The following is a 21,271-nucleotide window of genomic DNA, read 5'->3' as shown; positions in this document are numbered from 1 at the left end:
CAATAGCGCCATGCACAAGACACCCGACTTTACCGCCCCGGTTTTCTTTCGCGAACCCGCCGCCGCGCTGGCGCAGGTGCAGCGCATCTACCGCGACAACGTCGCGTTTTTGCGCGTGGCCATGCGCGACTTTGTGGCCGGCCAAGACTTCAGCAGCGTGCGCGTGCGCGCCTGCTACCCGTTTGTGCGGCTGCACACCCACAGCGTGTCGCACCAGGGCACGGGGCCACAGAGCCGCCTGAGCTACGGCTTTGTGGCCGGCCCCGGCCGGTTTGAAACCACCCTCACCCGGCCCGACCTGTACGGCGGCTACCTGCTCAAACAGTTTGAACTGCTGCTGGCCAACCACGGCGGCGAGCTTGAAGTGGGCACCAGCACCCAGCCCATTCCCATCCACTTTTCGTTTGCCGAGCACGACCATGTGGAAGGCAGCCTGAGCGCGCCGCGCCGCGCCCTCATGCGCGACGTGTTTGACCTGCCCGACCTGGCCGCCATGGACGACGGCATTGCCAACGGCACGCACGAGCCGCGCCCCGGCGAGGCGCAGCCGCTGGCCCTGTTCACCGCGCCCCGGGTCGACTATTCGTTGCAGCGCCTGCGCCACTACACCGGCACCGCGCCCGAGTGGTTTCAAAACTTCGTGCTCTTCACCAACTACCAGTTCTACATCGACGAGTTCATCCGCCTCGGGCACGCCGAAATGGCCAACCCGGCCAGCGAATACATCGCCTTTGTCGAACCCGGCAACGTGGTGACGCGCCGCGCGGGCCTGCCAGCGGAAACCGGCGACGAGCTGGGCACGCAGCCGCCGCGCCTGCCGCAAATGCCGGGCTACCACCTCATGCGTGCCGACCGCAGCGGCATCACCATGGTCAACATTGGCGTAGGCCCGGCCAACGCCAAAACCATCACCGACCACATTGCCGTGCTGCGCCCCCACGCCTGGCTCATGCTCGGCCACTGCGCCGGTCTGCGCAACAGCCAGCAGCTGGGCGACTACGTGCTGGCCCACGCCTACGTGCGCGAAGACCACGTGCTCGACGAAGAACTGCCGCTGTGGGTGCCCATTCCGGCGCTGGCCGAAATTCAGCTCGCGCTGGAGGCCGCCGTGGCCGATGTGACCGGCGTGGCGCCGCACGAGCTCAAGCGCATCATGCGCACCGGCACCGTGGCCAGCACCGACAACCGCAACTGGGAACTGCTGCCCGACAACAAGCCCCAGCGCCGCTTCAGCCAGAGCCGCGCCGTGGCATTGGACATGGAGAGCGCCACCATCGCAGCCAACGGCTTTCGCTTTCGCGTGCCCTACGGCACCCTGCTGTGCGTGAGCGACAAGCCGCTGCACGGCGAGATCAAGCTGCCCGGCATGGCCAACCATTTTTACCGCGAGCGGGTCGACCAGCACCTGCGCATCGGCATCCGCGCGGTGGAGCTGCTGCGCCAGGGCGGCGTGGGCCAGCTGCACAGCCGCAAGCTGCGCAGCTTTGCCGAAGTGGCCTTTCAGTAAGCGCAGCAGCGCAGCGGTTTCATGAACGAACTTGCACAACGGCTGCAACAGGCCGTGGGCCTGGACCTCTGGCTCGTCACGCTGCTGGCCATTGGCTCGCTGACACTGCTGGTCAACCAGGGCGTGCGCCTGCTGCTCAGGCAGGCCGCCCGCTGGGCCCAAACCACCACCAACCACTGGGACGAAGCGCTGCTCAACGCCGCCAGCAAACCGCTGCGGCTGATCTTGTGGCTGGTCAGCCTGGGCTGGATGGCGCGCGTGCTCAACACCCAATGGCCCGAGCCCGAGCTGCTGGCCGACGCCCTGCAATGGCGCAACATCGGCATCGTGGTCAGCGTGGCCTGGATGCTGTGGCACTTTGTGGGCGAGGTCACGCAAACCAGCATCCAGCGCGGCACCCGAGACGGTGGCGACTTCGACGTCACCACCGCCACGGCGCTGAGCAAGCTGGTGCGGCTGGTGCGGCTGGTGGTGTTTGTCGTCACCGTCATCACCGTCGCCCACACACTGGGCTTCCAAATTGGCGGCCTGCTGGCGCTGGGCGGCGTGGGCGGCATCGCGGTGGGTCTGGCCGCGCGCGACCTGCTGGCCAATTTTTTGGCGGCCTCACCATTTACCTCGACCGGCCGTTCAGCGTGGGCGACTGGATTCGCTCACCCGACAAAAGCATTGAAGGCACGGTCGAATACATCAGCTGGCGCCACACCCGCATCCGCGCGTTCAACAAAAACCCCATCTACGTGCCCAACGCCGTGTTCACCACCATCGTGGTGGAAAACCCATCGCGCATGAGCCACCGCCGTCTGAAAGAAACCGTGGGCCTGCGCTACGACGACTTCGCGCAGGTCGAAGGCGTGGTGGCCGACATCAAGGCCATGCTCATGGCCCACGAAGCCATCGACATCAGCCAGACGCTGATCGTCAACTTCACCGGCTTTGGCGCCAGCTCGCTCGACATCATGGTCTACGCCTTCACCAAGACCACCGTCTGGGTCGAGTTTCACGCCATCAAACAAGACGTGCTGCTGCGCATCGGCCGCATCGTGGCCGCGCGCGGCGCCGAAATCGCCTTTCCCACGCAGACGCTGCACCTGGCCACGCCAGCGCCAGCCGAGCCGCCGCCAGACTGACAGCGCCCGCCGGGCCGGCACGGTTAAGCTCCCGGGGTTGTCCCTCTAGCGAACCCCAGAAACCCCCATGCTCACCGGCGAACTCAAAAGCAAAATCGACCAGATCTGGAACGCCTTCTGGTCCGGCGGCATTGCCAACCCCATCGAAGTCATCGAGCAGATCACCTACCTGCTGTTTCTGCGCCGGCTCGACGACCTGCACACCCTCGAAGAAAACAAGGCCAACCGCCTGGGCCGCCCCATGGCGCGGCACATCTTCCCGCTGGGGCACGACGCCAAAGGCCGCCATTACGACACGCTGCGCTGGAGCCGCTTCAAAAACGAAGCGCCGGCCGAGATGTTTGAAACCCTGGGCGAACACGTGTTCCCCATGCTGCGCACGCTGGGCGTGAATGGCAGCAACGACGGCTCCACCTACGCGCAGCACATGAAAGACGCGCGCTTCACCATCCCCACGCCCGCGCTGCTGGCCAAGGTGGTCGATCTGCTCGACGCCGTGCCCATGGACAACCGCGACACCAAGGGCGACCTCTACGAATACATGCTGGGCAAGATCGCCAGCGCAGGGCAAAACGGCCAGTTCCGCACGCCCCGGCACATCATTCAATTGATGGTGGCCATGACCGCGCCCACCCCCACCGACACCATTTGCGACCCCGCCAGCGGCACCTGCGGCTTTCTGGTGGCGGCGGGTGAACACCTGCGCGAACAGCACGCCAGCCTGTTCCACGACCCGGCGTTGAACCAGCACTTCAACCACGGCATGTTTCACGGCTACGACTTCGACAACACCATGCTGCGCATTGGCAGCATGAACATGCTGCTGCACGGCGTGGAAAACCCGGCCATCACCTACCGCGACTCGCTGGGCCAGGAACACGGCAGCGAAGAAGGCCGCTACAGCCTGGTGCTGGCCAACCCACCCTTCGCCGGCAGCCTCGACTATGAAAACGTGGCCAAGGACCTGCTGCAAACCGTCAAGACCAAAAAGACCGAGCTGCTGTTTCTGGCCCTGTTTTTGCGCCTGCTCAAGCCCGGTGGCCGGGCCGCGGTCATCGTGCCCGACGGCGTGTTGTTCGGCAGCAGCACCGCGCACAAAACACTGCGCCAGATGCTGGTGGAAGACCAGAAGCTCGACGCCATCGTCAGCCTGCCCGGCGGCGTGTTCAAGCCCTACGCGGGCGTCAGCACCGCCATCGTCTTCTTCACCAAGACCAACAGCGGCGGCACCGACCACGTGTGGTTTTACGACCTGCAGGCCGACGGCTGGAGCCTGGACGACAAACGCCAGCCCCTGCTGAGCGAAGACAAACTGGGCACCCGCCCGGCACAAGCCCTGACCGAAGCCGAACACGCCAAAAACAACCTGCCCGACGTACTCCAACGCTGGCAGTCCCTGACTTCACCCCCTCTCCCCCTGGGAGAGGGCGGGGGTGAGGGCACGCCCGCCCACACATCCCCAGAAAGCGAACGCCCCCGCACCGCCCAGAGCTTCCTCGTCCCCAAATCAGACATCGCCGCCAACGGCTACGACCTCAGCCTCAACCGCTACCGCGAAGTGGTGCACCAACAGGTGAACCACCGCGCGCCCGCCGAGATCCTGGCCGAGCTGGCGCGGCTGGAGGAAGAGATTGCGCTGGGGACGAAGGCACTGGCGGAGATATTGAAGTGATCGGCTGGGAAACAGTCGCGCTCGAAAAGGTTGCGGACATTGAGCGCGATAGCGTCGCGGCCTCAGATATACGGGATGGAACGTTTTACGTGGGCTTGGAGAACATCCAGTCTGGCGGTACCTTGCTAGACGTCCGTGCTGTTGATGGTGGCGAACTGGCGAGCAGCAAATTTGCATTCACCGAAGAGCACTTGCTATACGGAAAATTGCGCCCCTATCTCGCCAAGATTGCGCGCCCCACCTTCGCAGGCGTTTGCAGCACGGACATTCTCCCGATCAAACCCGGTCCGCTGCTTGATCGCGACTACCTTTCGCACTTTCTTCGCCAACCGGGAATGGTGGACTTTGCGAACTCCCGCGCTACAGGTGCCAACCTGCCAAGGCTGAGCCCCCGCGTGCTGGCGAACTTTGAGATCCCGCTCCCACCCCTCCCAGAACAACGCCGCATCGCCGCCATCCTGGACCAGGCCGACACCCTGCGAACCCAGCGCCGCGCCGCCCTCGCCCAACTCGACAGCCTCACCCAGTCCCTCTTCCTCGACATGTTCCAAGCGGACTTGGCTCGAAAGCCGACAGATACGCTGGGAGACTTGGTCGAAGGTTTTCGCTATGGAACATCAGAAAAATCGGGTCAAACCGGATTTCCTGCACTTCGCATTCCAAACGTAGCCAGTGGTGCTCTTGATCTGGATGAACTGAAAACAGTGGCCGTGGACGAAGCAGAGTTTTCGCGGCTACGCCTCCTGGACGGTGACCTTCTATTTGTACGAACCAACGGAAATCCTGACTACGTTGGACGGTGCGCAGTCTTTGACCGGGCGTCGGTCTCAAACACAGGCTTCGATCCTGGTTCATTTATCTACGCTTCGTATCTGATTCGTGCACGACTCAACGAGCGCGCGTGCACCCCTTCAGTTCTTCAACAATATCTGTCTGCGGGCGAAGGAAGGCGCTCTTTGCGCTCTCACTGCAAGACATCTGCAGGGCAGTACAACATCAACACCGAGGGGCTTGGAGCCATTCCAATACCGAACTTTTCTTTCCCCCTCCAACAAACCTTCGCCACCCGCGTCCAGGCCATCGAAGCCCTGAAGGCCCAGCACCGCGCCGCCCTGGCCGAGGCCGACGCCCTGTTCGCCTCGCTGCAGCAGCGCGCCTTTGCCGGCACGCTCTGAAGTAAATTCACGGTATCCCTGCTACGAGGCCCCACATGCTCAAGTACCTACAGCTCTCCAACGTCGGCCTGTCTCCCAGCACGCGAGTGGATTGGGCGCCACGCCTGAACCTGATTGCGGGTGACAACGGACTGGGTAAGAGTTTTCTGCTGGACCTTGCCTGGTGGGCACTGACGCGCACCTGGGCTGGCTCGGCCGCGTTGCCCATGTCGTCCAAAAAGGCGTCCGTGGAATTCGGCATCAAAGGCAAGGCGGCTGCGCCCAAGGTGATCAGCTCCACCTATTCCAAGGCCGACGGCAGCTGGCCACTGCCCGCTGCCCGGCCGGTGATGCCGGGCATCGTGGTGTACATCCGCATCGACGGTGGCTTTTCGGTTTGGGACCCGGCACGCAACTACTGGCGCACCGACCCGGCACGCCCCGACGCATACCACTTCAAGGCCGATGACGTGTGGAACGGCCTGGAGGTGAATGGCCAGCGGGTGTGCGAGGGACTGGAACGCGACTGGGTGAACTGGCAGGAGGGGCGCAAACCGCAGTTTCGTGCACTGGAGAAGGTGCTGGAGGTGATGTCGCCCCCGCTGGAGCCTCTGCGTGCTGGCCCGCCGCAGCGGGTGTTTATTGGTGAGGGGCGCGACCGCCCGACGCTGCTGGTGGGTAACCAGACGGTACCGGTTGCCCTGGCCTCGGCGGGTGTGCGACGCGTGCTGGCGCTGGTGTACTTTCTGGTGTGGGCCTGGCACGAGCATGGTGTGGCGGCGAAGCTGCTGGGCAAAAAGCCCGAAGACCGCTTTGTGATCTTGTTTGACGAGCCCGAAACGCACTTGCACCCCCGCTGGCAGCGCACGATTGTGCCCAGCATGCTCAAGGCCGTTGACGAGCTGCGGGGGTCGAAGGGCACGCCGCCCCAGGTCTTGGTGGCGACGCATGCGCCGCTGGTAGCCGCTTCAATTGAGCCCTTGTTTGACGCAGCGATGGACGACCTGATCCACCTTTCTCTGGTGGACGGTCTGGTCAAACTGGAACAGGGCGGATGGGCCACGCAGGGCGACGTGACAAACTGGCTGGTGTCCGAAACGTTTGGTCTGGAACAGGCCCGGTCCATGGAGGCCGAGCAGGCGATTGAGGCGGCCGAGGCGTTCATGCGCGACGAAAAGCCCTTGCCTCCCGGACTTGATTCCAAGAAGGCAATTCACGCGCAGTTACAGAAGCTGCTGCCCGCTGGTGACGACTTCTGGCCGCGCTGGCTCATACACACCCAGGCGGTTCGAGGCGCAAAGGGAGCCCGCGCGTGATCGGGGTAGCCAAGGTCAAAAAACCCACGGGGTTTGATGCAAAGGTGAAGACGCCGGGCGACTTGTGGCTCAAGGCAAATCCGGGTGCGAAGCGGCCGAAGGCCTTGTGGGAACCCTACACGGCAACACTGAGCGAAGCCTACGGGAACCGTTGCGGATACGCCGCCATGCTGGACCCGACAGGCGGCTCGGTGGACCATTACCTGAGCTTTAAAAATCACCCTGCGCTGGCGTACGAATGGAGCAACTACCGCTTTGCGTCGAACACGCTCAATTCATCCAAGCGCAACGCGGATGCCACGGTACTCGACCCACAGGAAGTGAAGCCTGGCTGGTTCAAGATTTTGCTGCCGTCGCTGCAGTTGGTGGTGACAGACGCCGTGCCCAAGAGCCACAAGGCCAAGGCGGAATTCACCCTGACCCGGCTCAAGCTCCGCGATGGGGAACGCATCATCCGGTGGCGTCGGTCTTGGTACCAGATGTACCTCGCCGGGAAGCTGTCCCTGGAAGGCCTGCGCGACGTGGCGCCTTTGATCGCGGAGGCGGTGGAGACTCAACCAGAGGCGCCGGGCAAAGCCTGCTGACCGATTGCGGGCGCACACCTATAGCGTGGCGACACCAAAACTTCGGTTTATAAAATCCTTTATAGATCCAAAGAAGTCAATAAAAACAACAACTTATAAAACAGACACGCAAACCATTTATGGCTGACGGACATGTTTTAGAAGCTATAGAACGCCACAGGCCTCAAGAAAATTGACCCCAAGAGGTCAAAACCACGCTCAAAGTCGCACAACCCACTGAAAATGACCTTAAAAGGTCAAAAATGCAGATCACCCCGCGCTCATTCAACGAACTGGCCACCGGTCTGCGCCAAGAACGCAAGCGACAGGGCCTGTCCAGGAATCAGGCGGCGGCGGTGTGCAATGTCAGCCCATCGTTCATTCGTGACGCCGAAACCCACCCCGAGCGGTGCTCGCTGGAACGCCTGACCCTGTTGACCCACGGCCTGGGCTTGTCACTGACTTTGACCGGATGGAAAGACGAAGCGCACACATGACCGCAACCAACTTCGCCTTTCTGCACACCGGCTGGCCCGAGCTGCTGGCCGAGGCGCAGCGCGCCGAAGCGGCCTGCCACGCGGACCCGCGCACCGCCTGCTTTTACGCGCGGCGCACGCTGGAGCTGGCGGTGGCCTGGCTCTACCGGGCCGAGGGTGGCGCGGGCGGCGCGCTGCGTTTGCCTTACAAGGCGGACTTGTCGGCCCACCTGTTTGAGCCGAGCTTCAAGCTGCTGGTGGGCCCGGCGCTGCACGCGAAGATGGACGTGATTCGCCGCCAGGGCAACAGCGCGGCGCACAGCACGCGGCCCATCAGCGGCGCGGACGCGCTGGCGGTGCTGCGCGAGCTGTTTCAGGTGGCGTTCTGGCTGGCGCGGCACTACGGGCGCAGCGCGGCTGCGCGGCCCGAGCCGGCGCTGCAGTTTCGCGCCGAGCTGCTGCCGCCCGCGCAGCCCTTGCAACCGGAGAGCGCCAAGACCCCGGCCGAGCTGCAACGGCTGGCCGCCGAACTGGCCGAGCACGACGAGGCCCTGGCGGCTGCGCAGCAGCGCAACGCAGCGATGGACGCCGAGCTGGCGCAGTTGCGCGCCGAGATCGCTGCGAGCAAGGCAGCCAACGCCGCCCAGCCCGACACGCACGACTACACCGAGGAACAGACGCGCGACCTGTACATCGACCTGCTGCTCAAGGAAGCCGGCTGGGCGCTGAACCAAGCAAGAGACCGCGAATTTGAAGTGCGCGGCATGCCCAACAACCAGGGTGTGGGTTACGTGGACTACGTGCTGTGGGGCGACGACGGGTTGCCGCTGGCGGTGGTGGAGGCCAAGCGCACGCGGCGCGATGCGCGCGCCGGCCAGCAGCAGGCCAAGCTGTACGCCGACTGCCTGGAGCAGCGCTTCGGCCAGCGCCCGCTGATCTATTGCACCAACGGCTACGAGCACGTGTTCTGGGACGACACCCAATACCCCCCGCGCGTGGTGCAAGGTTTTCACAAAAAGGACGAGCTGCAGCTGCTGGTGCAGCGGCGGCAGACGCGCAAGCCCCTGGCGGCGATGACCATCAACCCGGCCATGGTGGAGCGGCACTATCAGCTGCGCGCCATTCGCCGCGTGAGTGAAACCTTTGAGGTGGACCGGCAACGCAAGGCGCTGGTGGTGATGGCCACGGGCGCGGGCAAGACGCGCACGGTGATTGCGCTGGCGGATGTGCTGATGCGCGCCCACTGGGCCAAGCGGGTGCTGTTTCTGGCCGACCGCGTGGCGCTGGTGAACCAGGCGGTGAACGCCTTCAAGGCGCACCTGCCCGAGGCGGTGCCGGTGAACCTGGTGACCGACAAGACCGCCGAGGGCCGGGTGTATGTGAGCACCTACCCGACCATGATGGGCCTGATCAACGAAGCGCGCGATGACAAGAACGGCGGCCAGCGCCGCTTTGGCGTGGGCCACTTCGACCTGATCGTGGTGGACGAGGCGCACCGCTCGATTTACCAGAAGTACCGCGCGATCTTTGGCTACTTCGACGCGCTGCTGGTGGGCCTGACGGCCACCCCCAAGGACGAGATCGACCGCAACACCTATGGCCTGTTTGGCCTGGAAGACGGTGTGCCGACCGACGCTTACGGGCTGGACGATGCCATCGAAGAAGGCTACCTGGTGCGGCCCAAAACGGTGTCGGTGCCGCTGCGGTTTCAGCGCGAGGGCATTCGCTACGCCGAGCTGAGCGAGGCCGAGCGCGAGCAGTGGGACGAACTGGAGTGGGACGAAGACGGCACCGTACCCGACGAGGTGAACGCCGAAGCGGTGAACAAATGGTTGTTCAACCAGGACACGGTGGACAAGGTGCTGGAAACGCTGATGACCCGGGGCCACAAGGTGGCGGGCGGCGACCGGCTGGGCAAGACCATCGTGTTTGCCAAGAACCATGCCCACGCCAAGTTCATTGCCGAGCGCTTTGACGCCAACTACCCGCACTACGCGGGGCAGTTTGCGCGCGTGATCACCTTCAAGACCGACTACGCGCAGAGCCTGATCGACGACTTTTCCATGAAGGACAAGGCGCCTCACATCGCGGTTTCGGTGGACATGCTGGACACCGGCATCGACGTGCCCGAGGTGGTGAACCTGGTGCTGTTCAAGATCGTGCGGTCCAAGGCCAAGTTCTGGCAGATGCTGGGGCGCGGCACGCGCTTGTGCAAAAACCTGTTTGGCCCGGGGCAGGACAAAACGGACTTTTTGGTGTTCGACTTCTGCCAGAACCTGGAATTTTTCAGCCAGAACCTCGAAGGCAGCGACGGCGCGCTGGCGCAGCCGCTGGGGCAACGGCTGTTCAACACGCGCTTGGCGCTGATTGCCGGCCTGGACGAGCGCCTGACCGCGACCGGCGAACAGGCCTGCGATGCGGACGCAAGCAGCGAAATCCGTCTGACCGAAGCCGGTATGCGGCGCGACACGGCGAACCTGCTGCAGGCCATTGTGGCGGGCATGAGCCTGGACAACTTTGTGGTGCGGCCCAAGCGCCAGTGGGTGGAAACCTGGGCCACGCCCGGCGCCTGGGCGCGCCCGAGCAGCGAGCAGCTGGTGGACGTGGGTGTGCACCTCTCGGGCCTGCCCAGCGCGGTGCGCGACGAAGACGAAGACGCCAAGCGCTTCGACCTGTTGATGCTGCGGCTGCAGCTGGGCTTGTTGAACGCAGAACCGGGCTTTGACCGGCTGGCCAAAAAGGTGCGCGACCTGGCCGACCGCCTGCTGGAGCTGGGCAACATTCCTGAGGTGCAGAAGCACGCGGTGCTGATCGAGGCGGTGGCGGGCGAGGCCTGGTGGGTGGACGTGACGCTGCCGATGCTGGAGCAGGCGCGGCGCCACCTGCGCTCTCTTGTGAAGCTGATCGACAAGACGGCGCGCAAGGTGATCTACACCGACTTTGAAGACCAGTTGGGCGAGCTGCTTGAAGTGGTGTTGCCGCTGGGCGGCAGCGCAGGGGACTTTGAACGCTTTCGGGCCAAGGTGCGCGCCTTTTTGCGCGCACACGAAGACCACCTGGCCCTGCACAAGCTGCGCCGCAACCTGCCGCTCACGCCCGCCGACCTGGCCGAGCTGGACCGCATGCTGGCCGCCAGCGGCACCGGCAGCCCGCAAGACTTTGAGCGCGCAGCGGCCGAATCGCAAGGGCTGGGCCTGTTTGTGCGCTCGCTGGTGGGGCTGGACCGGCAAGCCGCCACCGAGGCACTGGGTGGCTTTTTGCAAGACAAAGCGCTGGGCAGCAACCAGCTGGAGTTTTTGAACCTGGTGGTGAACCACCTGACCGAGCGCGGTGTGGTGGACCCGGCCTTGCTGTATGAGCCACCATTCACGGGCTACGCGCCGCAAGGGCCGGACGGCCTGTTCACCACCGCACAGGTAGACCAGCTGTTTCAGACGCTGCACCACATCAGGGCGACCGCACTGGCGGCCTGATGCCCCCGGTGCTTTACCGGAACTTCACCCCACGCTCACGCTCAGTTGTGTGCGCCTGCGCACAATGGAGGCGCTGCATACAACGTATGCTGAATGAACAACATGAACGCCCTCTTGAATCCCCCCTTACCAAACCAGCGGCCCGGCTTGGCCGTGGCGCTGCTGGCTGGCTTGCTGCTGTCGGGCTGTGCCAGCCTGGCGCCGCTTGCCGCCCCGTTGCCTGAAACGCCCACGCCCGCCGCCTGGCTGGGCGCAACGCCACCGGCGGCGGCTGGCCAAGCCGCCACCGACCTGGCGGCCTGGTGGCAGCGCTTCAACGACCCCACGCTTACCGCGCTGGTGACCGAGGCCCTGCAGGCCAACACCAGCGTGCGCAGCGCGCAGGCCGCGCTGCAGCAAGCGCGGGCGCAGCGCGATGTGCAGCAAGCCGGCATGGGGCCTTCGGTGGGCGCCACGGGCTCGGCGCGGCGGGGCAAGTCGGGCGGCAACGACGCCACCAACAGCTTTCAGGCCGGGTTTGATGCCAGCTGGGAACCCGATGTGTTTGGCGGCAACCGCGCCGCGCTGAGCGCGAGCGAGGCCGACGTGCAGGCTTCCGCCACCAGCCTGGCCAACGTGCAGGTGTCGCTGGCGGCCGAAGTGGCGGTGACCACCATTGAGCTGCGCAGCCTGCAAACGCGGCTGGCGATTGCGCGCAGCAACCTGGCGGCGCAAACCGAGACGCTGCAGATCACGCGCTGGCGTGGGCAGGCGGGCCTGGTGTCGTCGCTGGACGTGGAGCAGGCCGTGGCCGCCAGCGAGCAAACCGCAGCGCAAATTCCGGCGCTGCAAACCGGCATTGCTCAGGCGCTGAACAGCCTGGCGGTGTTGACTGGCCAAGCCCCGGGCGCCCTGCAAAGCCGGCTATCCGCCGCCGCCCCGGTGCCGCAGGCGCCAGCCGATCTGGCCTTGGCCCTGCCAGCCGACACGCTGCGCCAGCGCCCCGATGTGCGCACCGCCGAGCACCGCGTGAGCGCCGCGCTGGCTCGCGTGGCTGCGGCCGACGCGGCGCGCTACCCCAGCTTTCGCCTCAGCGGCTCGCTGGGCCTGAGCGCGCTCACGCTGGGCGCGCTGACCAACGGCGCGTCGGTGGCCAACTCGCTGCTGGCCAGCGTGTCGGTGCCGCTGCTGGACGGCGGTGCGGCCCGCGCCCAGGTGCGCTCGCAAGAAGCCGCGCTGGAGCAGGCGCGCGTGGGCTACCAGGCCGCGGTGCTCACCGCGCTGCAAGACGTGGAAGACGCGCTGGTGTCGCTGCAAGGCAACCGCGAGCGCCTGGCCCGGCTGCAAGCCGCCAGCGCGGCAGCGGCCAACGCCGAGCTGCTGGCCCGCCAGCGCTATGAAAGCGGGTTGATCGACTTCCGCGCCGTGCTCGACACCCAGCGCACGCTGCTGTCCACCCAGGACAGCGTGGCCAGCACCCAGGCCACCCTGAGCGCCGACATGGTGCGCCTGTACAAAGCCCTGGGCGGCGGCTGGACGCCTGAAAGCGCTGCGGCCCCACCCAGCGAACGCTCCACCGCCACCCGCTGAGCCCGCCGAACCCACACCGTTTTTGCCATGAACACCCCGAACACCACCCCAGCCCAACCGGCCGCATCGCCTGCATCGGCCCCTGCCAACCTCAACGCTTTATTGGGCGACGACCAGCCCGCGCGTTGGTGGAAACGCCCGTCGCTCTGGATGGGCGTGGCCGCCGTGCTGGTGGTGGCTGGCTGGTTCTATTACTGGCAGGCCCAAAAGCAAACCAGCGCCGCGCCGGTGTACGTGACCGAAGCCCTGCGCAAGGGCAACCTGACGCTCACCGTGTCGGCCAACGGCACGCTGCAGCCCACGCGGGCGGTGAACATTGGCAGCGAACTCTCGGGCACGGTCAAGCGCGTGCTGGTGGACGTGAACGACCGCGTGAAAACCGGCCAGGTGCTGGTGGAGCTGGACACCGCCAAGCTCAACGACCAGGTGCTGCGCTCGCGCGCGGCGCTGGCGGCGTCGCAGGCGCAGCTGGCCCAGGCCCAGGCCACGGTGAAAGAAGCCCAGGCCAACCTGGCGCGCTTTGAAGAAGTGGCGCGCCTCTCAGGCGGCAAGGTGCCGTCAGCCGCCGAGCTGGACACCGCTCGCGCCGCCGTGGAACGCGCCGTGGCCGCCGAGGCCAGCGCCCGTGCCAACGTGGCCAGCGCCCGCGCCACGCTCGCTACCGACGAGACCAACCTGTCCAAGGCCTCCATCCGCTCGCCCATTGACGGCGTGGTGCTTTCGCGCTCGGTCGACCCGGGCAACGCCGTGGCCGCGTCGCTGCAAGCGGTCACGCTGTTTTCGGTGGCTGAAAACCTGTCGCAACTGCGGCTGGACGTGAACGTGGACGAGGCCGACGTGGGCTCGGTGACCACCGGCCAGAAAGCCAGTTTCACCGTGAGCGCCTACCCGGCACGGCGTTACCCGGCCACCATCAACCGCGTGGCGTTTGGTTCCACCAAGACCGACAACGTGGTGACCTACGTGACCACGCTCGACGTGGACAACACCGACCTGAGCCTGCGCCCGGGCATGACGGCGGCGGCCACCATCGTGGCCACCGAACGCAACGGCGTGCTGCTGGTGCCCAACACCGCGTTGCGCTTCTCGCCCACCACAGCGGGCAACGGCGCCGCTGCGGCGCCCAGCAGCAGCATCTTGTCCAAGATGATGCCGCGCATGCCCCGCAGCACCACCCCGCGCCGGGCCACCGAAACCAACGGCGGCGCACCGGGCCTGCGGCAGATCTGGGTGCTCAAAGACGGCCAGGCCGTGGCGCAAGAAGTGAAGACCGGCATCAGCGATGGCCGCCACACCGAGGTGAGCGGCGAAGGCTTGAGCGAGGGCCTGGCCATCATCACCGACCAGCGCAATGGAGCGGCGCCATGATGCCCCCCCACGCTCCACCGCTGCGCGGGTCGCTGCCCCCCGAGGGGGCTGATCCGGCTTGGGGCGGCCCGGCGCCGGATCGCATCACCGGTACGCAAACCGCCGACCGCCCGCTGATCCGCCTGCGCGGCGTCACCAAGGTGTACGGCGAGGGCAGCACCGCGTTTCAGGCGCTCAAGGGGGTGGACCTGGACATTCAGGCGGGCGACTTTGTGGCCATCATGGGGCCCAGTGGCTCGGGCAAGTCCACCGCCATGAACACGCTGGGCTGCTTGGACACGCCCACCACCGGCACCTACGAATTTCAGGGCGTGCAGGTGCAGTCGCTCAGCCGCGACCAGCGCGCCCGCCTGCGCCGGCGCTACCTGGGCTTTGTGTTCCAGGGTTTCAACCTGCTGGCGCGCACCTCGGCACAAGAAAACGTGGAACTGCCGCTGATCTACCGTGGCGAGCCAGCGGCCGAACGCCACGCCGCCGCCGCGCGCGCGCTCGACTCGGTGGGCCTCAAAGGCTGGGAACACCACACCCCCGCCGAGCTCTCGGGCGGGCAGCAGCAGCGCGTGGCCATTGCGCGCGCCATCGTCACGCAGCCCGCCGTGCTGCTGGCCGACGAGCCCACCGGCAACCTGGACACCCAGCGCAGCAAAGAAATCATGGAACTGATCTGGCGCCTCAACGCCGACCACGGCATCACCGTGCTGATGGTCACCCACGAGGCCGAAATGGCCGCGTACGCCAAACGCATCGTGCGCTTTGTCGACGGCGTGGTGGCCAGCGACACGCCCAACCCGCACCCCGCGGGCTTGCACGACGCCGCAGCCAGCGCCGCGGCACCCACCGCCGAGGTGCACTGACCATGTGGCTCAACACCTTGCTGCTGGCGCTGCGCTCCATTCGGCGCAACCTCATGCGCTCGTTCCTCACCATCCTGGGCATCGTCATTGGCGTGAGCGCGGTCATCACCATGGTGACGCTGGGCAACGGCGCCACCCTGGCCATTCAAAACCAGATTTCAGGCCTGGGCACCAACCTGCTGCAGGTGCGCCCCGGCCAGCGCATGGGCCCGGGCGGCAGTGGCGGCAGCGTGCCGGCCTTCAAAGACACCGACGCCGACGCCATTGCCAGCCAGATCGGCGGCATTCTGGCCGTGGCGCCCGAGGCGCGGACCGGCTCCACCGTGGTGGCCAACGGCCGCAACTGGACCAGCAGCATCATCGGCAGCACCAACGAATGGCTGGTCACCGGCAACTGGAAGCTCAGCGAGGGCCGCAACTTCAGCGACGACGAACTGCGCGCCGGCTCGGCCGTGTGCATCGTGGGTGAAACCGTGCGGCGCGAGCTGTATGGCCAGCGCCCCGCGCTGGGCGACCAGCTGCGGGTGAAACAGATTTCGTGCGAAATCATCGGCATCCTCGCGTCCAAGGGCCAGGGCGCCTTTGGCAACGACCAGGACGACATGGTGCTGGTGCCCCTGAAAACGCTGCAGCGCCGCCTGACCGGCAACACCCGCGTGAACACGCTGCTGGTGTCCATGGCCGACGGCAGCGACGCCAACCGCGTGAAAGCCGGCATCACCCAGCTGCTGCGCGAGCGCCGCAAACTGGCCGACACCGACGAAGACAACTTCAACGTGCTCGACACCAAGCAACTGGCCGAAACGCTGTCGGGCACCACCAAGGTGCTGACCACGCTGCTGGGCGCCGTGGCCGCGGTGAGCCTGCTGGTGGGCGGCATCGGCATCATGAACATCATGCTGGTGAGCGTGACCGAGCGCACGCGGGAAATCGGCCTGCGCCTGGCCATCGGCGCGCTGGAGCGCGAGGTGCTGCTGCAGTTCCTCATTGAAGCGGTGGTGCTGGCCGCGCTCGGCGGGCTCATCGGCATCGTGCTGGCCACGGCGGCGTCCATCGGCTTGTCGGCGGTGATGAACGTGCCCTATGTGTTCAACCCCGGCGTGAACCTGTTGAGCTTCGTGTTTTCAGCCGGCATTGGCGTGCTGTTTGGGTACTTCCCGGCGCGCCGCGCGGCACGGCTGAACCCGATCGACGCGCTGCGCCACGAGTGAACGCGCTGTCGCTCAGCGGCCCGCGTACATCCACCGCCGCGACCAGGGCAGCCCTTGCGACGGCTGGCCCGCCGGGCGGCACAGCACCTGATAGATCGACACCTCGTCGTTGTCAAACGCCCAGGCGCAGCCGGCCAGGTACACGCGCCAGATGCGCCAGCGCCGCTCGTCCACCAGCGGCTTGATGCGCTCGGTGTGGGCCTCAAACGCCTCGGCCCACAGCTGCGTGGTGCGCTGGTAGTGGCGGCGCAGGTTTTCCACGTCAAACGCTTCCAGCCCGCCTTCTTGCAGGCAACGCAACACGGTGCCAATGTGCGGCAGCTCGCCGCGCGGAAACACATAGCGGTCAATGAAGTGGCCCCCGCCGTGGCGGGTTTCGCCGTCCAGCGCGTCGGTGCTGGTGATGCCGTGGTTCATGGCCCAGCCGTCGGGCTTGAGCAGCTGGCGCAGGCGCTCAAAGTACGGCGTCAGGTGGTCCAGCCCCACGTGTTCAAACATGCCGACGCTGGTGATGCGGTCAAACGGCGGATCGCTCACGTCGCGGTAGTCCTGCAGCCGGATGTCGACGCGGTCTTGCAGCCCGGCCGCGCGCACCCGCTCGCGCGCCAGGTCGTATTGGTTTTGTGACAGCGTCACGCCCACGCACTGCGCGCCAAAATGCTGCGCCGCTCGCAACACCAGCGCGCCCCAGCCGCAGCCAATGTCCAGCAGCCGCTGGCCGGGCTGCAGGCGGATCTTGTTCAAAATGTGGTCGATCTTCTTGAGCTGCGCGGCGTCCAGCGTCTCGTCGCCCTGCTCGAAATACCCGCACGAATACACCATGCCCTTGCCCAGCCACTGCGCATAAAACGCGTTGGACACGTCGTAGTGGTACTGAATGGCCTCGCTGTCGCTCTCGCGCGTGTGGCCAAAGCGGCGCCGGATGCGCCCCATCAGCTTGTGGCGCATGCCGTGGGGCTCGGCCGTTTCGGCCAGCCGGTGCGCCACCGCCAGCATGTCGGCCAGCGGGCCGTCCACGTCAATCAGGCCCTCCACATACGCCTGCCCCAGCGTGTCCAGCCCGGGCTCGATCAGCAGCGGCAGCGCAGCCGGGTCGCGCACCCGTATCTCCACCTGCGGCTGTTCAAACTCGCCCAGCGCCAGTGAAGACGCACCGCGCTCGCCCCAACTCAGCCGCACCGGCAGGTTCACCCGCGTCTTGACCCGATTGGCCCAGGGCAACAAGGCATGTTCCAAGATCGATCCCATGGGTACCGCTCCTCTTGCATCTGACGAATGGCGGTTTTAACGAAACCCGCCGGGTTTGGGAACCCTTGCGCCGCACAGCGCCACCGCCCCGCTTGAGCGGACGCAACCCGGGTGCAATGGGTGCCCCTGCCAGCGAGCATGTAAGCGCTGCCTTATATTCAACGGCGTCACAGGAACTCGCCACCCCCAGGCGGCTCCTACACCGCCACGCCCCATTCATAACCAGCCGCCCGTGATGTTGTCCACCCCGTTCAAAACCGCCGCCGCCCTCCCCGCTCCTTTCGGGCGGTTCAGCGGCTGGCTCGCCGCCTGCTTGCTGGCCTGGGCCGTGGCGGTGCTGCTGGCGCCCAGCGCGCAAGCCCAGGGTTTGCTGTCGGCCACGGCGAGCGCTACCGTGGTGCAAACCGAGCAGGTGCGCGCCGAGCTGCTGGCCCACGCCCCCGAAGGCGCGGCACCCGGTAAAACCGTGTGGGTGGGCCTGCAGCTCACCCACCAGCCCCAGTGGCACACCTACTGGAAAAACTCGGGCGACTCGGGCCTGCCCACCGAACTGCAATGGACCTTGCCCGAGGGCGTGACGGCCGGTGACATCGCCTGGCCCACCCCACGCAAATTCCCGCTCGGCACCCTGGCCAACTACGGTTATGACGGCACCGTGCTGCTGCCCGTGCCGCTCACCATCGACCCCGGCTTCACCGGCACCCATGTGGACGTGACGCTCTACGCCGCCTGGCTCGCCTGCCGCCAGGAATGCATTCCCGAAGAAGGCAACTTCACGCTGCGCATTCCGGTGCAAGGCTCCACGGCGCTGCACGGCATGGCCTTTGAAGCCGCGTGGGCCGCCGCCCCCACCACCCAGCCCGCAGCGGGCAGCACGCTCGTGCCCGAAGCCGGCTGGCTCAACGTGTCGCTCGACGGCCTGCCTGCCGCCTGGCGCGGCCAGACGCTGGAGTTTTTCCCCGAAACCAGTGGACTCATTGAACCCGGCGCCGCCTGGACCCAGGCCTGGACGGGCGAGCGCTGGACCGCCCGCGTGCCACTCTCACCGCACCGCGCCGACAGCCCGGCCCAGGTGCCGCTGGTGGTGGCGCTGGCCAACCCCAGCGGCTCAGGCGCGGGCAGCCCCGGTGTGTGGCTGGACGTGCCGGTGCAAGGCGCCTGGCCCGCCGCTGCCCCGCTGCCTGCGGCCGTGCCCGACGCCCTGCAAGCCGCGCTGGACGCCAACGCCGCCCGCGCCGCCACCGCGCCGGCAGCGCCGAGCGGCCCGTCCATCACGCTGTGGGCCGCGCTGCTGGGCGCGCTCATCGGCGGCGCCATCCTCAACCTCATGCCCTGCGTGTTCCCGGTGCTGGCTATCAAGGTGCTGGCCTTTGCGAAGCATGCCGACGACCGCGCCGCCCACCGCGCCAACGGCCTGGCCTACACCGCCGGTGTGGTGCTCTCCTTCCTGGCGCTGGGCGGCCTGCTGCTGGGCCTGCGGGCGGCTGGCGAGCAACTGGGCTGGGGCTTCCAGCTGCAAAGCCCCGGTGTGGTGGCGGCACTGGCGGTGCTGTTCACACTCATCGGTTTGAATCTGGCGGGCCTGTTTGAATTTGGCAGCGTGCTGCCCAGCCGCGTGGCCAGCCTGCAGGCCCAAAACCCCACCGCCGATGCGTTCCTGACCGGCGTACTCGCCACGGCCATCGCGTCGCCCTGCACCGCGCCGTTCATGGGCGCCTCGCTGGGCCTGGCCATTGGCCTGCCCACGGTGCAGGCGCTGGCCGTGTTTGGCATGCTGGGGCTGGGCATGGCCCTGCCCTACTTGGCCGCCAGCTGGTGGCCCGCCATTGCCCGCGCCCTGCCCCGCCCCGGCGCCTGGATGAACACCTTCCGCCAGCTCATGGCCTTCCCCATGTTTGCCACCGTGGTGTGGTTGCTGTGGGTGCTGGGGCAACAAAGCGGCATCGACGGCGCGGCCGCCCTGCTCATGCTGCTGGTGGTGCTGGCGCTGCTGGTGTGGTCGCTGGGTTTGCGCGGCAAGAGCCGCACCGCGCTGGCGGGCTTGTCGCTCGCGGGCCTGCTGTGGCTGGGCTGGGCTGTGGGCCCTAACGTGACCCGCATGGCCGACGCCACACCGGGTGCTGCCGTGGCCACCACCGTGCAAGGCCTGAGCTGGCAACCCTGGAGCGCCGAGCGCCAGGCCGAGCTGCTGGCCGAGGGCCGCCCGGTGTTTGTGGACTTCACCGCCGCCTGGTGCGTGACCTGCCAGTACAACAAACGCACCACCCTGGCCGACGCCAGCGTGCTGGCCGACATGGCGGCGAAAAACGTGGCCCTGCTGCGCGCCGACTGGACCCGCCGCGACCCCGCTGTGACCGCCGCCCTGGCCAGCCTGGGCCGCAACGGCGTGCCGGTGTACGCCCTCTACCAAAACGGCCAACCCGCCACGGTGCTGTCGGAAGTGTTGAGCGTGAACGATGTGCGCACGGCGCTGGCGGGCTTGTGATGCCACGGGCTGCATGCTCTGGCGGCCCCGGCGGCGCGAACCAAACCGCCCCGGCCGTGTCCTAGGAGTTTTGCTGCACATCGGAGACACACCATGCTGAAACGCCGCCAGTTCACCACCCTCAGCGCCACCGCCCTGGGCGCGCTTGCCCTGCCCGCCAGCCTGCTGCCGCGCATGGCCCAGGCCGCCACCGTGGGCCAGCCCGCGCCCGACTTCACGCTCAGCGACACCGCCGGCAAATCCGTGAAGCTGTCGCAATACCGAGGCAAGCCCGTGGTGCTGGAATGGAACAACCCCGGCTGCCCCTTTGTGCGCAAGCACTACAACGGCAACATGCAGGCGCTGCAAAAAGAATTTACCGCCCAAGGCGTGGTGTGGCTGGCCATCAACTCCACCCGCGACGACAGCGCCGACCACATGAGCCCGGCCCAGCTGGCGCGCTGGATGACCGATCAAAAAGCCAGCCCGACCGCCACCCTGATGGACGAAGACGGCACCGTGGGCCAGGCCTACGCCGCCCGCGTCACGCCGCACATGTATATCGTCAACCCCCAGGGCCTGCTGGTGTTCGCCGGCGGTATTGACAGCATCCCGTCCGCCCGCGTGGCCGACATTGAAAAAGCCACCAACTTCGTGCGCCAGGGCCTGCGCGAACTGCTCGCTGGCAAACCCCTCACCACTCCCACCAGCCAGGCCTATGGCTGCAGCATCAAATACAAAAACGCCGCCGCATGACCCACACACCCCGCCCCTCGCACATCAACCGCCGCACCCTCGCCCTGCTGGGTTTGGCTTCCCTGGCCCTGGCCGCCGGTTGCTCGGCTGACGCCACCCCCGACCCCCTGCGCGTCAGCCTGGAAGAAGGCCGCCAGCTGTTTGAAAGCAAACAGGTCGTCATGTTCGACATCCGCGAGCCCGACGAACACGCCACCGGCGTGGCCAACGGCGCGCGGCTGCTGCCCATGTCGCAGCTCAACCAGCGCGCCGGCGAAATTCCCAAAGACCCGGCGCAGCCCGTGCTCATCATCTGCAACACGCAAAACCGCTCCAGCAAAGTGGTGCAAGCCATGAAAGAAGCGGGGTGGAACAACGTGCGCTATGTGCACGGCGGCATGAGCGACTGGGCACAAAAAGGCTGGCCCATGGTCAAGCCGTTTGGCCTGCCGAAGTCCTGAGAGGCTGAGCGTCTTTCACGCTGGCCGGCCACGGCGCCAGCGTCCACCAAACCGCAGGCCCTGCCCCACG

The 21,271-nt window shown here is 66.6% G+C and carries 16 protein-coding genes and 2 pseudogenes; 17 read left to right on the top strand and 1 reads right to left on the bottom strand.

The features are described 5' to 3' along the window. The first annotated feature begins 10 nt into the window (after positions 1 to 10). The 14 genes and pseudogenes from AC4QBL_RS00135 (at position 11) to AC4QBL_RS00070 (ending at position 16,293) form a co-directional block, all read left to right on the top strand. Positions 11 to 1,507: an AMP nucleosidase gene (locus tag AC4QBL_RS00135; protein WP_472907568.1), complete on the top strand. Its 1,497-nt coding sequence runs from the start codon at positions 11 to 13 to the stop codon at positions 1,505 to 1,507. 21 nt (positions 1,508 to 1,528) lie between these two features. Continuing rightward, a pseudogene (locus AC4QBL_RS00130) lies at positions 1,529 to 2,026 on the top strand (hypothetical protein); the annotation flags it as partial. Positions 2,027 to 2,142: 116 nt separating this feature from the next. Next, positions 2,143 to 2,235, top strand: a pseudogene (locus AC4QBL_RS00125) (mechanosensitive ion channel domain-containing protein); the annotation flags it as partial. Positions 2,236 to 2,259: 24 nt separating this feature from the next. Continuing rightward, positions 2,260 to 2,637 (top strand): hypothetical protein, encoded by a 378-nt coding sequence (locus tag AC4QBL_RS00120; protein WP_472907608.1) that lies wholly within the window; start codon positions 2,260 to 2,262, stop codon positions 2,635 to 2,637. A 67-nt stretch (positions 2,638 to 2,704) separates the two neighbouring features. Then, on the top strand, positions 2,705 to 4,309 hold the full coding sequence (locus tag AC4QBL_RS00115; protein WP_472907567.1) for a class I SAM-dependent DNA methyltransferase: 1,605 nt from the start codon (positions 2,705 to 2,707) through the stop codon (positions 4,307 to 4,309). Next, positions 4,306 to 5,484 carry a restriction endonuclease subunit S gene (locus AC4QBL_RS00110; RefSeq protein ID WP_472907566.1) on the top strand — a complete coding sequence of 393 codons (1,179 nt, stop codon included), beginning with the start codon at positions 4,306 to 4,308 and terminating at the stop codon, positions 5,482 to 5,484. Before AC4QBL_RS00115 ends, AC4QBL_RS00110 begins: the two co-directional genes overlap by 4 nt. A gap of 35 nt (positions 5,485 to 5,519) precedes the next feature. Then, complete coding sequence (locus AC4QBL_RS00105) at positions 5,520 to 6,779, top strand: AAA family ATPase (RefSeq protein WP_472907565.1); 1,260 nt, start codon at positions 5,520 to 5,522, stop codon at positions 6,777 to 6,779. A gap of 167 nt (positions 6,780 to 6,946) precedes the next feature. Next, positions 6,947 to 7,363: a hypothetical protein gene (locus tag AC4QBL_RS00100; RefSeq protein ID WP_492131618.1), complete on the top strand. Its 417-nt coding sequence runs from the start codon at positions 6,947 to 6,949 to the stop codon at positions 7,361 to 7,363. Positions 7,364 to 7,605: 242 nt separating this feature from the next. Beyond that, a complete protein-coding gene (locus tag AC4QBL_RS00095; RefSeq protein ID WP_472907563.1) occupies positions 7,606 to 7,839 on the top strand; it encodes a helix-turn-helix domain-containing protein in 234 nt (77 codons plus the stop codon). Beyond that, positions 7,836 to 11,291 carry a DEAD/DEAH box helicase family protein gene (locus tag AC4QBL_RS00090; RefSeq protein ID WP_472907562.1) on the top strand — a complete coding sequence of 1,152 codons (3,456 nt, stop codon included), beginning with the start codon at positions 7,836 to 7,838 and terminating at the stop codon, positions 11,289 to 11,291. Before AC4QBL_RS00095 ends, AC4QBL_RS00090 begins: the two co-directional genes overlap by 4 nt. Before the next feature lie 102 nt (positions 11,292 to 11,393). Continuing rightward, positions 11,394 to 12,860, top strand: coding sequence for an efflux transporter outer membrane subunit (locus AC4QBL_RS00085; RefSeq protein WP_472907561.1), 1,467 nt, complete (start codon positions 11,394 to 11,396; stop codon positions 12,858 to 12,860). Between the two features lie 27 nt (positions 12,861 to 12,887). Further along, positions 12,888 to 14,228, top strand: coding sequence for an efflux RND transporter periplasmic adaptor subunit (locus tag AC4QBL_RS00080; protein WP_472907560.1), 1,341 nt, complete (start codon positions 12,888 to 12,890; stop codon positions 14,226 to 14,228). Then, entirely contained in the window at positions 14,225 to 15,082 is an 858-nt protein-coding gene (locus tag AC4QBL_RS00075; protein ID WP_472907559.1) for an ABC transporter ATP-binding protein, read from the top strand. Before AC4QBL_RS00080 ends, AC4QBL_RS00075 begins: the two co-directional genes overlap by 4 nt. A gap of 2 nt (positions 15,083 to 15,084) precedes the next feature. Beyond that, positions 15,085 to 16,293 (top strand): ABC transporter permease, encoded by a 1,209-nt coding sequence (locus AC4QBL_RS00070; protein WP_472900995.1) that lies wholly within the window; start codon positions 15,085 to 15,087, stop codon positions 16,291 to 16,293. A 12-nt stretch (positions 16,294 to 16,305) separates the two neighbouring features. Here AC4QBL_RS00070 and AC4QBL_RS00065 read toward each other — a convergent pair whose 3' ends face one another. Then, positions 16,306 to 17,541: a class I SAM-dependent methyltransferase gene (locus AC4QBL_RS00065; RefSeq protein ID WP_472907558.1), complete on the bottom strand. Its 1,236-nt coding sequence runs from the start codon at positions 17,539 to 17,541 to the stop codon at positions 16,306 to 16,308. A 235-nt stretch (positions 17,542 to 17,776) separates the two neighbouring features. Between AC4QBL_RS00065 and AC4QBL_RS00060 the strand changes: the two genes are divergently transcribed. The 3 genes from AC4QBL_RS00060 to AC4QBL_RS00050 all read left to right on the top strand — a co-directional run bounded on the left by AC4QBL_RS00060 (position 17,777) and on the right by AC4QBL_RS00050 (position 21,201). Continuing rightward, entirely contained in the window at positions 17,777 to 20,026 is a 2,250-nt protein-coding gene (locus tag AC4QBL_RS00060) for a protein-disulfide reductase DsbD family protein (RefSeq protein WP_472907557.1), read from the top strand. Between the two features lie 93 nt (positions 20,027 to 20,119). Then, complete coding sequence (locus AC4QBL_RS00055; protein ID WP_472907556.1) at positions 20,120 to 20,761, top strand: thioredoxin family protein; 642 nt, start codon at positions 20,120 to 20,122, stop codon at positions 20,759 to 20,761. Then, the gene (locus AC4QBL_RS00050) at positions 20,758 to 21,201 is read left to right on the top strand and encodes a rhodanese-like domain-containing protein (protein WP_472907555.1); all 444 of its coding nucleotides are present in this window, start codon (positions 20,758 to 20,760) and stop codon (positions 21,199 to 21,201) included. The genes AC4QBL_RS00055 and AC4QBL_RS00050 overlap by 4 nt, the downstream gene beginning before the upstream one ends. Positions 21,202 to 21,271: the final 70 nt, after the last annotated feature.

Source organism: Hydrogenophaga sp. L99 (assembly GCF_058731905.1).
The sequence above is the reverse complement of the archived record's forward strand: the minus strand, read 5'-3'. Positions and strand labels throughout refer to the sequence as shown.